Here is a 12,549-nt window from a genome sequence, read left to right as displayed (position 1 = left end):
TTGTCTTTTCCAGGATTCTACCCTTTTGACAAGGGAGACAGATATCGTTTTAATCGGAGCCAGTCATAACAAAAGGTACTGTCGATGAAGCCAGGGTTTACGCTGTTTTTTCTCTTATGTTCTGCATCAGCCGTTAGCACAACGGTGCATGCACAAACACCAGGTACGGCGACCACTGCGCCCTATCTGCTTGCTGGCGCCCCTACCTTCGATCTCTCCATCAGCCAGTTTCGAGAAAACTTTAACAGCCAGAACCCCAACCTGCCACTGAACGAGTTTCGCGCCATCGACAGCAGCCCCGACAAAGCCAATCTGACTCGCGCCGCCAGTAAAATTAACGAGAACTTGTATGCCTCTACGGCGCTGGAGCGTGGCACTTTAAAAATCAAAAGCATTCAAATTACCTGGCTACCAATCCAAGGACCAGAGCAAAAAGCCGCCAAAGCAAAAGCTCATGAATACATGGCGGCGGTGATCCGCACACTCACCCCGCTGATGACCAAAACACAAAGCCAGAAAAAGCTACAGTCGCTCCTTACTGCGGGGAAAAACAAACGTTATTACACAGAGACAGAAGGCGCACTGCGCTATGTTGTCGCGGACAACGGCGAAAAGGGACTGACCTTCGCTGTTGAACCGATTAAGCTGGCGCTATCTGAATCGCTTGAAGGGTTGAATAAATGACAAAAAGCAAAGCCTTTCCAGTGATGAATCTCTATACTGTTTCACAGACCTGCTGCCCCGCGGGGCGGCCATCTTCCTTTATTCGCTTATAAGCGTGGAGAATTAAAATGCGACATCCTTTAGTGATGGGTAACTGGAAACTGAACGGCAGCCGCCACATGGTTCACGAGCTGGTTTCTAACCTGCGTAAAGAGCTGGCAGGCGTTGATGGCTGTGGCGTTGCAATCGCGCCACCAGAAATGTACATCGATATGGCGAAGCGTGAAGCTGAAGGCAGCCACATCATGCTGGGTGCGCAGAACGTGGACCTGAACCTGTCCGGCGCATTCACTGGTGAAACCTCTGCTGCTATGCTGAAAGACATCGGCGCACAGTACATCATCATCGGTCACTCTGAACGTCGTACTTACCACAAAGAGTCTGACGAACTGATCGCGAAAAAATTCGCGGTGCTGAAAGAGCAGGGTCTGACTCCAGTTCTGTGTATCGGTGAAACCGAAGCTGAAAACGAAGCGGGCAAAACTGAAGAAGTTTGCGCACGTCAGATCGACGCGGTACTGAAAACTCAGGGTGCTGCGGCATTCGAAGGTGCGGTAATCGCTTACGAACCAGTATGGGCAATCGGTACTGGCAAATCTGCAACTCCGGCGCAGGCACAGGCTGTTCACAAATTTATCCGTGACCACATCGCTAAAGTTGACGCTAACATCGCTGAACAAGTGATCATCCAGTACGGCGGTTCTGTAAACGCGTCTAACGCCGCAGAACTGTTCGCTCAGCCGGACATCGACGGCGCGCTGGTTGGCGGTGCTTCTCTGAAAGCTGACGCCTTCGCAGTGATCGTTAAAGCTGCAGAAGCGGCTAAACAGGCTTAAGTCTGACAGGTGCCGGATATCGCATCCGGCACTTAGCTTTCCTTAACAACTCCTCGCTTTAACGCAAAATCTCACACTGATGATCCTGAAGTTCCTCAGCTGAAGCACGATTCAGCGTCAGCAGATTGCGCTGCGTCGCCAGCAATACAAACGAGTTATCACTCTGTCGCACCATCGCCAGCGCGTAACTGCCCATATGTTCCCGTGCCTCTGGTACTTCTTCTGCCAGCATCATAAACGGACTACGTTTTACCAGCTCGCTTTCAGTTACCCTACGTGCCAGGTATTCATGCCCACGCAGCCCACCGGGCAGCGGTAACCAACGGGTGCTGATATTCGCCAGATTATTATCCAGTTGTTCGCGCACATCAGGACGAATACAAGAGATATGGATATGAAAATGGTTTTGCGTGCGCCCGGTACGGGAGTTAATCGCCAGAGATACCGCGCGATCGGGGACTGGCTGGCCGTATTTTTTGCTCATAAAATCACGCGCCTGCCAGGCTAACCAGAAGAAATTAGGCGTTGAAGGATCGGTTAACAATGGACTTTCAGTGCCGTTAATACGATACGTTGGCATCAACAAATATTGCAGAGGACCGTTGAGGTCTTTTAAAACCACATATCCGGCATTGGGTTTGACTTCCGCACATGGCGAAGGGTTTTGGTTTTGCTGCTGGTTGGGTAAACATTGCTCAAGGGCAATCTGGCGCAACGTGTCCGACTCTTCACCGGTCAATTTCCAGTAACCAATGCCTGCAGCAGCAACAGCGATAACCATCATCGCTAAAAAAAGAAGACCTGCTTTTTTCATCTTTTTTTCCCTGTACCTCAAAGAGATGCAAGGGTAACGCAAAATCGTGACAAATAAAAAACCCGGTCGCGAGATGCCACCGGGTCTGATTGCCTTCAACAAAATTAACGTTTGCTGATTTGGTCAAACGTACCGCCGTTAGAGAAATGCTCTTTTTGCGCTTTCGTCCAGCCACCGAACTCTTCATCAATGGTGAATAACTTCAGCTTCGGAAAGGCATTTTCATATTTTTTCGCTACCTGAGGATCGCGCGGACGATAGTAGTTTTTAGCCGCAATCTCCTGGCCTTCTGGCGAGTAGAGATAGTTCAGGTAAGCTTCCGCCACCTCTTTAGTGCCTTTTTTCTCCACCACTTTATCGACAACTGACACCGTAGGCTCTGCGAGAATAGACTCGCTCGGCGTGACGATTTCGAATTTATCTTTCCCCAGTTCATTCGCCGCCAGCAGAGCTTCGTTTTCCCAGGCAATCAGCACGTCGCCAATGCCGCGCTCAACAAAGGTATTCGTTGAACCGCGCGCGCCGGAATCCAGTACTTCGACGTTTTTATACAACGACTGCACGAATTCCTGCGCTTTTGCCTGATCGTTGTTGTTGTGATGCAGGGCGTATCCCCAGGCAGCCAGGTAGTTCCAGCGTGCACCACCAGAACTTTTCGGGTTCGGGGTGATCACCGAAACACCTGGCTTAATCAAATCGTTCCAGTCGTGAATCTGCTTCGGATTCCCCTTACGCACCAGGAAGACAATGGTAGAAGTATAAGGTGCGGAGTTATCCGGCAGACGCTTGATCCACTCTTTATCAATACGACCACGTTCAGCAATGGCATCCACGTCATAGGCTAGCGCCAGCGTGACGACATCAGCTTCTATGCCATTGATTACCGACGTCGCCTGTTTACCCGAACCGCCGTGCGACTGGCGAATCACCACATTATCGCCGGTTTGCTGTTTCCAGTGGGCGCTGAAGGCTTTGTTGTACTGCTCGTACAGTTCGCGCGTTGGATCATACGAAACGTTAAGAAGCTGAATATCCTTTGCCATAACGCTGGTCGCTGCCAGTAATAAAGTTAACCCTACGCCCCACTTGTTCATCACCCGGCTCTCTTATGTTGTGTTGTGATGAACAAAGCGTGCCAGAAAGGGATTCAAACATTAAAGAATAAAAAAAGATTGGCTATAACTTGCGGGTATATATGGGGGAGTTAAAAAGGCGGAAGAAATCCGCCTCATATTGCTGACAAAGTGCGCTTTGTTCATGCCGGATGCAGCTTATCCGACCTACAAAAGCTTGCAAACTCAATAGATTGCAGAACTCATGTAGGCCTGATAAGCAAAGCGCATCAGGCATTTTTGCCTCTGTCATCGGTTTCAGGCTAAAGAAATCTGCCTTTTTCCGAAATCATTAATACAGTTTTTTCGCGCAGTCCAGCCAGTCACCTTTGAACGGACGCTTCATGTTTTCGATAGCATCGATGATGTCGTGGTGAACCAGCTGTTCGTTCTGGATACCTACGCAACGACCGCCGTAACCTGCCAGCAGCAGATCGATAGCGTAAGCGCCCATACGGGAAGCCAGAATACGGTCGTAAGGTACCGGGGAACCACCACGCTGGATGTGGCCCAGCACAGTTGCGCGGGTTTCACGGCCAGTTTCTTTTTCGATGAAGTGTGCCAGCTCGTCGACGTCACACATATGTTCAGTGATCGCCACAATCGCGTGTTTTTTACCTTTCGCGATACCGGCTTTGATTTCGTTTACCAGATCGTCACGGCTGAATTCAACTTCCGGAACCACAACGAATTCACAGCCACCAGCAATAGCCGCAGCCAGAGTCAGATCGCCACAGTAGCGGCCCATCACTTCCACCACGGAAATACGTTGGTGAGAAGAAGAGGTGTCACGCAGACGGTCGATAGCTTCAACAACGGTGCTCAATGCCGTGAAGAAACCAATGGTGTAGTCAGTACCTTTGATGTCGTTGTCGATGGTGCCCGGCAGGCCGATGCACGGGAAGCCCATTTCGGTCAGACGCATTGCCCCCATGTAGGAACCGTCACCGCCGATAACCACCAGCGCGTCGATACCACGTTTTTTCAGGTTTTCGATAGCCACGGCGCGGATGTTCTCGTCGCGGAATTCCGGGAAGCGCGCAGAACCGAGGAATGTACCACCACGGTTGATCATGTCAGACACGCTGTAACGGTCTAGCTGTACCATACGGTCTTCATACAGACCCAGATAGCCGTCATAAATACCCATTACTTCCAGACCTTCTGTCAGCGCAGAACGAACAACCCCGCGAATTGCGGCGTTCATGCCTGGCGCATCACCGCCGCTTGTCAACACACCGATTTTCTTAATCATGACTACCTCTGAACTTTGGAATGCAAAATGAAATCTGTTGCCGGAAGTCTTCTTGCACATCGAAGTGATCCAACGAATGTACAAATAGTATAACAATCACTTCCTGCTGAATTGATTCAGGTCAGGCCAAATGGCGGTATTTTATACACAAAATGCGGGTCTGGCTCTCTTTTGTACGGATTATGAAAGCGTAGACCGTTTACTCTCCCTGGGTACGACGGAACAAGGATCTTGATGGATAATCACATCTGAACCTGGAAAACGCCGTAAAATAGCCTGCTCTACCTGATCCGCCACCATATGTGCCTGAACCAAAGGCAGAGAGTCTTCCATTTCCAAATGAATCTGAATAAAGCGGGTCGGCCCTGACTGCCGCGTGCGAAGATCGTGAGCGCCGCTAACTCCCGGCCAGGAAGTCACGATATCAATAATTTCCTGTCGTTCGCCATCGGGCAGCGCGCGATCCAATAATGACTGGACCGCCTCATACCCCATGCGTAACGCGCTATATAAAATATAGATGCCGATTCCCAAAGCAAACAGGGCATCAGCACGATACCAGCCGTACCAGGACAATCCCAGCGCCAGCAAAATCGCGCCGTTCATCATAACATCAGACTGATAATGTAGCATATCTGCCCGCACTGCCTGGCTTTGCGTCCGGCGAACGACCCAACGCTGAAACGAGACAAGAATAATCGTACAAATTAGCGCCACAATAGTCACGATAACCCCAACACCCGGGTCTTTCATCGGTGTCGGAGAAACCAAATGCTGAATACCGGTCAAAAACAGGAACAGCGCGGAACCGGAGATAAACATACTTTGCGCCAGCGCGGCGAGCGATTCAGCTTTGCCGTGACCAAAGGAGTGATTATCGTCGGCAGGTTGTAGTGAGTAACGCACGACCAATAAGTTAGTTAATGACGCGCCGATATCCACCAGCGAATCCACCAGCGCAGCGAGAATACTCACTGATCCGGTATACCACCATGCAAAAATTTTAATCAGTAATAACAGCGAAGCCATCGCCGTTGCAGCAATCGCCGCCCGACTGACCAGCTGCCCATAAGATTGATTCATAAATACTCCCGCTATCAACTGACGGTAGTATAACGGATGCAAATCATCTGCAATGCATCAAGTAACAGGCAAATTGCGGATAAAAAAAACCCCCACATCATGTGGGGGAAGACAGGGATGGTGTCTATGGCAAGGAAAACAGGGTTTACTACTGGGAACGTGAGTTGCTACTACTCAATAGCTTCAACGATGAACTTTTTTGCCATTGCGTCACGTCGCGCAACTGTTCCATTCGTTGTTGATGTTTCTTGTTTAAAACCGCTTGCTGCTCCGGCGTTAACAGGCGATACATTTGGTTGCGGACTTTTGCCATCTCAACCTGACGAGCTATTTGCTCGTTCGCCATTTTTTCTGCCTGTGCGCGCACAGCGTTTTCATCAAAATTTTCTGCGGTGACAAGGCGATGCATTGTCTCCAGTTCGCTAACATTAACAGGTGGCTGTTCGTGCCGGGCCTGTTGCATAAGATCTCGCATCTGCTGACGCTGATGTTCGGTTAAACTTATGCCGTCGAACATATGGCTCTGCGTACTGCGCTGCGTAAGTTCTTCTCCCGGATGCCAGTTATCGCCTGAACCGACTTCAGCAGCGTGGCTTAATGAACTGACTGCCAGCGTTGAGGCCATGACGGCAGCGGTAACTATGCGCATCATTTGCTCCCAAATCTTTCTGTCGCGATTCAACGATAGAGAGTTTACGATTCAGGCTGCAAACATGCGTCAGGGGGTGTAAAACAACGTAAAGTCATGGATTAGCGACGTCTGATGACGTAATTTCTGCCTCGGAGGTATTTAAACAATGAATAAAATCCTGTTAGTTGATGATGACCGAGAGCTGACATCCCTGTTAAAGGAGCTGCTCGAGATGGAAGGCTTCAACGTGATTGTTGCCCACGACGGGGAACAAGCGCTTGCTCTTCTGGACGACAGCATTGATTTACTTTTGCTTGATGTGATGATGCCGAAGAAAAATGGTATCGATACGCTGAAAGCACTTCGCCAGACACACCAGACGCCAGTCATTATGTTGACGGCTCGCGGCAGTGAACTTGATCGCGTCCTCGGCCTTGAGCTGGGTGCAGATGACTATCTCCCGAAACCGTTTAACGATCGTGAACTGGTTGCGCGTATTCGCGCGATCCTGCGCCGTTCGCACTGGAGCGAGCAACAGCAGAACAGCGATAATGGTTCGCCGACGCTGGAAGTTGACGCCTTAGTGCTGAATCCAGGCCGTCAGGAAGCCAGCTTCGACGGGCAAACACTGGAGTTAACCGGTACTGAATTTACCCTGCTCTACCTACTGGCGCAGCATCTGGGTCAGGTGGTTTCTCGCGAGCATTTAAGCCAGGAAGTACTGGGCAAACGCCTGACGCCTTTCGACCGTGCTATCGATATGCATATTTCCAACCTGCGTCGTAAGCTGCCGGATCGTAAAGACGGTCATCCGTGGTTTAAAACATTGCGTGGTCGCGGCTATCTGATGGTTTCCGCTTCATGATAGGCAGCTTAACCGCGCGCATCTTCGCCATCTTCTGGCTGACGCTGGCGCTGGTGTTGATGCTGGTTTTGATGTTACCCAAGCTCGACTCTCGCCAGATGACCGAGCTTCTGGATAGCGAACAGCGTCAGGGGCTGATGATTGAGCAGCATGTCGAAGCGGAACTGGCGAACGATCCCCCCAACGATTTAATGTGGTGGCGTCGCCTGTTCCGGGCCATTGATAAGTGGGCACCACCAGGCCAGCGTTTATTACTGGTGACCACTGAAGGCCGCGTGATCGGCGCTGAACGCAGCGAAATGCAGATCATTCGCAACTTTATTGGTCAGGCCGATAACGCCGATCATCCGCAGAAGAAAAAGTATGGCCGCGTGGAACTGGTCGGTCCGTTCTCCGTGCGTGATGGCGAAGATAATTACCAGCTTTATCTGATTCGTCCGGCCAGCAGTTCTCAATCCGATTTCATAAACTTACTGTTTGACCGCCCGCTATTGCTGCTGATTGTCACTATGTTGGTCAGTACACCACTGCTGTTGTGGTTGGCCTGGAGTCTGGCAAAACCGGCTCGTAAGCTGAAAAACGCTGCCGATGAAGTTGCCCAGGGGAACTTACGCCAACACCCGGAACTGGAAGCGGGGCCACAAGAATTTCTTGCCGCAGGTGCCAGTTTTAACCAGATGGTCACCGCGCTGGAGCGCATGATGACCTCTCAGCAGCGTCTGCTTTCTGATATCTCTCACGAGCTGCGCACGCCGCTGACGCGTCTGCAACTGGGTACGGCGTTACTGCGTCGTCGTAGTGGTGAAAGCAAGGAACTGGAGCGTATTGAAACCGAAGCCCAGCGTCTGGACAGCATGATCAACGACCTGTTGGTAATGTCACGTAATCAGCAGAAAAACGCGCTGGTGAGCGAGACAATCAAAGCCAACCAGTTGTGGAACGAAGTGCTGGATAACGCGGCATTCGAAGCCGAGCAAATGGGCAAGTCGTTTACGGTTAACTTCCCGCCAGGGCCGTGGCCGCTGTACGGCAACCCGAACGCGCTGGAAAGTGCGCTGGAAAACATTGTTCGTAATGCTCTGCGTTATTCCCATACGAAGATTGAAGTGGGCTTTGCGGTAGATAAAGACGGTATCACCATTACGGTGGACGACGATGGTCCTGGCGTTAGCCCGGAAGATCGCGAACAGATTTTCCGCCCGTTCTATCGTACCGATGAAGCGCGCGATCGTGAATCTGGCGGTACAGGTTTGGGGCTGGCGATTGTCGAAACCGCCATCCAGCAGCATCGTGGTTGGGTGAAGGCGGAAGACAGCCCGCTGGGCGGTTTACGTCTGGTGATTTGGCTGCCGCTGTATAAGCGGAGTTAAACTCCGTATTTGTAGGCAGGATAAGGCATTTACGCCGCATCCGGCGTCTGAGCATGATGCCTGATGCGACGCTGATCGCGTCTTATCAGGCCTACTCTCCGGGGGTTATTTCCCCCACAACCGCCGTGAATTATCTTCAATCTTGCCGCTAAGTCTGCGTTTCTGCATCGTCCGCGTCCAGCTTTTCGATAGCCCTGCAGCGGAAAGCAAACGGTGATACTGCTCGTCATCAAACGGCATATGCCATGCGATGGCGGCAGCCTCTTGCACGGTCACATCGCTAACGCGGGAAACCAACTCCAGCGGCGCATCCGCAGACACTTTCCCCGGCGCAATCACGCTATACAGCCAGCCCACTTTACCCGTGTTTTGCATCAACTGAGCTATATCACTGATATCAAAGTGGTAATTGAGTTTGTAGCACGGAGAGCGCGGCTGGGTGACCTGAATCAACGCCTCTCCCCAGCGGAAAATATCGCCAATATAAACATTACTTTCCGTCAGGCCGTCGGTTGAGAGGTTTTCACCAAACGCAGGTGCAACAAACAAATCTGCCTGTTCCGGGAATTCCCGCGCCCAGTAGAGATAATGCTCGCGAGGATAATGACACAGCGCCCTGTCCGGCCCACCGTGAACTATTTTCTCCGCCTGCTCGTCACCTTCCAGACCCAGTTCTGTCAGCATCAACTCACCATCGACCTGGACTTTCGCAATCGCGCTGGGTTTGCTTTCGGGATAAGCCTGTATTTTGCCTGTGTATACATCAACCGGATATCGCATCTGTTCCCTCTCCACCGAGAAATTTCCCCATTAGACCATATTTATTTTATGTCAGGCGCGCAAAATGAGAGCACGGTTCACATGACAAAACTGTAGACATGTTATCAATGAGATGTTTTTGAAACACCATTTCATTATGAGGAGTTTACCGCGTGGCTGATAAATTACAGTTTTCTGGCGTCTGGTGTCCTTCCATCACGCCGATGGATAAAGACGGGAATGTAGACCTTAACGGACTGAAGCAGCATCTGCAGCGACTCACTGACGCTAACATCGATGTGATATTGCTAATGGGAAGCATTGGTGAGTTTGCCTCCTTCACCCTGGAAGAGAGGCTCATGCTTATTCGTGAAGCACGAGCCATGAGCACGCTAAAAATGGTGGCCAACGTCTCGTCCACATGCACACATGATGTACTGGTTATGGCGCAAGAAGCGTATCGCGTTGGGTACGATGCGGTGATGATCCTCCCGCCTTATTACTACGGCCAGACGGCGAAGCAATTATTAAGCTATTTCCGCCATCTGGGTCGCGAATTACAGGGCAAATGGTTCGCATATAACTTCCCGGCGCGGACCGGTTGTGATTTAACCCCAGACCTGGTCGCCACACTGGCGAGTGAGTTTCCTGAGTTTGCCGGAATTAAAGATACCGTCGATTGTCAGTCACACACCCGCAGCATGATTCAGGCAACTCAGGCTGTGCGTCCTGATTTTGCGGTGCTTTCGGGGTATGACGAATATTTCATTCCTAATTTGCTGGCCGGCGGCGCGGGGATAATCTCTGGCTTAAATAACGTTATGCCAGAGCTGTTTGTCGAAGCCCGCGAAGCCTTCAAACGCGGCGACCTGGCAGCTTTACAAGATATTCAGCAACAGATTGGGACTTATATGTCCATCTACGCCATCGGTGAAGATTTTGTCACTACCATCAAGACGGTGGTATCACGTAAGTTTGGTTACTGCACAGGAGTGTCGCGCAATGCCGGTGGGGAGTTAACAGAAAGCGAATGTCGGACGATTGATGAGGTATTTGTTATTTAAGGTAAAACGCCGGATGAACGTCAATTCATCCGGCGATGATATGGAAAAAGAGAGATTATTTTACCGTACCCAGAATTTCGATCTTCGCCGCTCTGGCTTTGGCTTTACGTGACCAGACAGAGGTAAGAATTGGCACCAGAATCGAAGTCACAATTACCGCCGTCGCCACCAACGAAGTTGCCGCAGGCGCCATCGGTTTAAAGGCCGGGATCATTTCCGCAATCAGTACCGGCGTTGCCACCGCGGCCCCGGCAGAACTGGAGGCGGCAATTCCGGCAGTGCCATCGCCACCGCCAATCAATTTATCGGCAATAACCAACGGAATACCGGTCACGATAATCACCGCCACACCCAACAGGATCCCCAACAAACCTGTCTGGGCAATCACGGTTAAATCAATGGTATTGCCCAGCGCGAAGGCAAAGAACGGAATCAGCGTCTGCACTGCTTTGCTGAAAAACTCGCGCAATTCAGGATCAAGGTTCCCCAGCGCGAAGCCCACCAGGAACGGCAATACTGCGCCAACGAAAACATGCGGTTCAAACGAAGCAATCCCGGCGGTTCCCAGAATAATCATCGTCATTAGCGGACCAGATTCCAGCGACATCAACACAAATGCCCCGGCCTCTTCTTTGGTGCCGTACTGCTGCATGATAGAGGCATACAGACCGCCGTTGGTCATGTCCATTGCCGCCACCAGCGCCAGCGTTGAAAGCCCGGCAAAAAATCCAACTTCGACACCGTGCTCAGGAATAATGCGCGAAGCAATGGCCGCAACCACCCACGCAACGGCAATTTTGGTTACCACCAGCGTACCGGATTTACGCAACACTGTTCCCGTCGCGCTTAATTTGATAGACGCCCCCATGCAGAAAAACCACACCGCCAGGATAGGCACCGTGCCAGTAATCATCCCGTTAGTGAATGATCCAAAATATTTCCCCGCCCCCGGCGAGAAGGTATGACACAGTGCGCCAAGGAACAGCGGGATGAGCATCATCCCCCCCGGGATTTTCTCTATCGTGCGTTTTATCTGCATTTCCATCACCTGTTGGCATATTTTTATAGGCTGATGCGAAGTTCCTTAACGGAGCATCAGTGTTGATGGAAACGAAGATAGACATTCATCATGGCAATAAAAGTGATCAACACCACACCAATTGAAACATCGTTTTAATTTTATAGGATCATTGTTTTTCTTTTGAAATTGATCACAAAAAAACCACCGTTATGCACGATGGTTTGTTTTTTATGCTGACAAGTGGCGTCAACGCCTCATTACAGCAGACAAGATGCGATTATTTTTTCGCCGCGAAACGTGCCGCAGCTTCATCCCAGTTCACCACGTTCCAGAACTCTTTGATGTAGTCCGGACGACGGTTCTGGAATTTCAGGTAGTAAGCGTGTTCCCACACATCCAGGCCCACAATCGGGAAGCCGGAAGCGCCAGAAATGGCTTCGCCCATCAGCGGGGAGTCCTGGTTAGCAGTAGAAACCACCGCCAGTTTATCGCCTTTCAGCACCAGCCATGCCCAGCCGGAACCAAAGCGGGAAGCTGCCGCTTTTTCAAATTCTGCTTTGAAGTTATCAACGGAACCGAAATCACGTTCGATAGCCGCTTTCAGATCGCCCTGCAGGGTGGTGCCTTTTTTCAGACCTTTCCAGAACAGACTGTGGTTAGCGTGACCGCCAGCGTTGTTGCGCAGAACGGTTTTTTTGTCTGCTGGCAGCTGATCCAGTTTGGTGATCAGCTCTTCAACCGGCAGGTTGGCGAATTCTGGCAGGCTTTCCAGCGCCGCATTGGCGTTGTTGACGTAGGCCTGATGGTGTTTGGTGTGGTGGATTTCCATGGTCTGCTTATCGAAGTGCGGTTCCAGGGCATCGTAAGCATACGGCAGGGATGGCAGGGTATAGCTCATATTCATCTCCAGTATTGTCGGGCGGCCGATTGTTAATGCCGCGTAAGCAGTTGGTTCATTATAGTTAATTAAATGATATTGAAAATGATTATCAATGCCGTACTTTTCATAGGGGAAT

At 50.9% G+C, this 12,549-nt stretch carries 13 protein-coding genes; 5 read left to right on the top strand and 8 right to left on the bottom strand.

Translation table 11 applies throughout. The annotated features are described in order from the left end of the window. Positions 1-84 precede the first annotated feature (84 nt). Together FEK47_RS14020 and tpiA are read left to right on the top strand one after the other, a co-directional pair. The gene (locus FEK47_RS14020) at positions 85-684 is read left to right on the top strand and encodes a YiiQ family protein (protein ID WP_130206624.1); all 600 of its coding nucleotides are present in this window, start codon (positions 85-87) and stop codon (positions 682-684) included. Positions 685-791: 107 nt separating this feature from the next. After that, on the top strand, positions 792-1,559 hold the full coding sequence (gene tpiA / locus FEK47_RS14015) for a triose-phosphate isomerase (RefSeq protein WP_130206626.1): 768 nt from the start codon (positions 792-794) through the stop codon (positions 1,557-1,559). A gap of 58 nt (positions 1,560-1,617) precedes the next feature. On the opposite strand, the gene cdh is transcribed toward tpiA, so the two are convergent. The 5 genes from cdh to cpxP form a co-directional block, all read right to left on the bottom strand. Further along, a complete protein-coding gene (gene cdh, locus FEK47_RS14010; protein WP_130215256.1) occupies positions 1,618-2,373 on the bottom strand; it encodes a CDP-diacylglycerol diphosphatase in 756 nt (251 codons plus the stop codon). Positions 2,374-2,477: 104 nt separating this feature from the next. After that, positions 2,478-3,467 carry a sulfate/thiosulfate ABC transporter substrate-binding protein Sbp gene (sbp, locus tag FEK47_RS14005; RefSeq protein ID WP_130215254.1) on the bottom strand — a complete coding sequence of 330 codons (990 nt, stop codon included), beginning with the start codon at positions 3,465-3,467 and terminating at the stop codon, positions 2,478-2,480. Between the two features lie 310 nt (positions 3,468-3,777). Then, on the bottom strand, positions 3,778-4,740 hold the full coding sequence (pfkA, locus tag FEK47_RS14000) for a 6-phosphofructokinase (RefSeq protein WP_032185626.1): 963 nt from the start codon (positions 4,738-4,740) through the stop codon (positions 3,778-3,780). A 180-nt stretch (positions 4,741-4,920) separates the two neighbouring features. After that, a complete protein-coding gene (gene fieF, locus FEK47_RS13995) occupies positions 4,921-5,823 on the bottom strand; it encodes a CDF family cation-efflux transporter FieF (RefSeq protein WP_135487044.1) in 903 nt (300 codons plus the stop codon). A gap of 148 nt (positions 5,824-5,971) precedes the next feature. Then, complete coding sequence (gene cpxP, locus FEK47_RS13990; protein ID WP_130206850.1) at positions 5,972-6,472, bottom strand: cell-envelope stress modulator CpxP; 501 nt, start codon at positions 6,470-6,472, stop codon at positions 5,972-5,974. A gap of 148 nt (positions 6,473-6,620) precedes the next feature. Here cpxP and cpxR point away from each other — a divergent pair, with 148 nt between their 5' ends. Together cpxR and cpxA are read left to right on the top strand one after the other, a co-directional pair. Then, positions 6,621-7,319, top strand: a complete 699-nt coding sequence (cpxR, locus tag FEK47_RS13985) for an envelope stress response regulator transcription factor CpxR (protein WP_130206632.1) — start codon at positions 6,621-6,623, stop codon at positions 7,317-7,319. Beyond that, positions 7,316-8,689: an envelope stress sensor histidine kinase CpxA gene (cpxA, locus tag FEK47_RS13980; RefSeq protein ID WP_000580414.1), complete on the top strand. Its 1,374-nt coding sequence runs from the start codon at positions 7,316-7,318 to the stop codon at positions 8,687-8,689. Before cpxR ends, cpxA begins: the two co-directional genes overlap by 4 nt. 105 nt (positions 8,690-8,794) lie before the next feature. Here the strand turns inward: cpxA and yiiM are convergent, their stop codons facing one another. Next, on the bottom strand, positions 8,795-9,469 hold the full coding sequence (yiiM, locus tag FEK47_RS13975) for a 6-hydroxyaminopurine reductase (protein WP_135487043.1): 675 nt from the start codon (positions 9,467-9,469) through the stop codon (positions 8,795-8,797). 152 nt (positions 9,470-9,621) lie between these two features. On the opposite strand from yiiM, the gene FEK47_RS13970 reads away from it, so the two are divergent. Further along, on the top strand, positions 9,622-10,512 hold the full coding sequence (locus FEK47_RS13970) for a dihydrodipicolinate synthase family protein (protein ID WP_135487042.1): 891 nt from the start codon (positions 9,622-9,624) through the stop codon (positions 10,510-10,512). A 55-nt stretch (positions 10,513-10,567) separates the two neighbouring features. Here the strand turns inward: FEK47_RS13970 and kdgT are convergent, their stop codons facing one another. Both kdgT and sodA read right to left on the bottom strand, forming a co-directional pair. Further along, on the bottom strand, positions 10,568-11,551 hold the full coding sequence (gene kdgT / locus FEK47_RS13965) for a 2-keto-3-deoxygluconate transporter (RefSeq protein WP_135487041.1): 984 nt from the start codon (positions 11,549-11,551) through the stop codon (positions 10,568-10,570). 259 nt (positions 11,552-11,810) lie between these two features. Then, the gene (gene sodA / locus FEK47_RS13960; protein ID WP_135403683.1) at positions 11,811-12,431 is read right to left on the bottom strand and encodes a superoxide dismutase [Mn]; all 621 of its coding nucleotides are present in this window, start codon (positions 12,429-12,431) and stop codon (positions 11,811-11,813) included. Positions 12,432-12,549: the final 118 nt, after the last annotated feature.

The sequence above is a fragment of the Escherichia sp. E3659 genome (assembly GCF_005781135.1).
In the GTDB taxonomy this organism is placed as follows: domain Bacteria; phylum Pseudomonadota; class Gammaproteobacteria; order Enterobacterales; family Enterobacteriaceae; genus Escherichia.
This window is presented reverse-complemented; position numbering and strand designations above follow the sequence as displayed.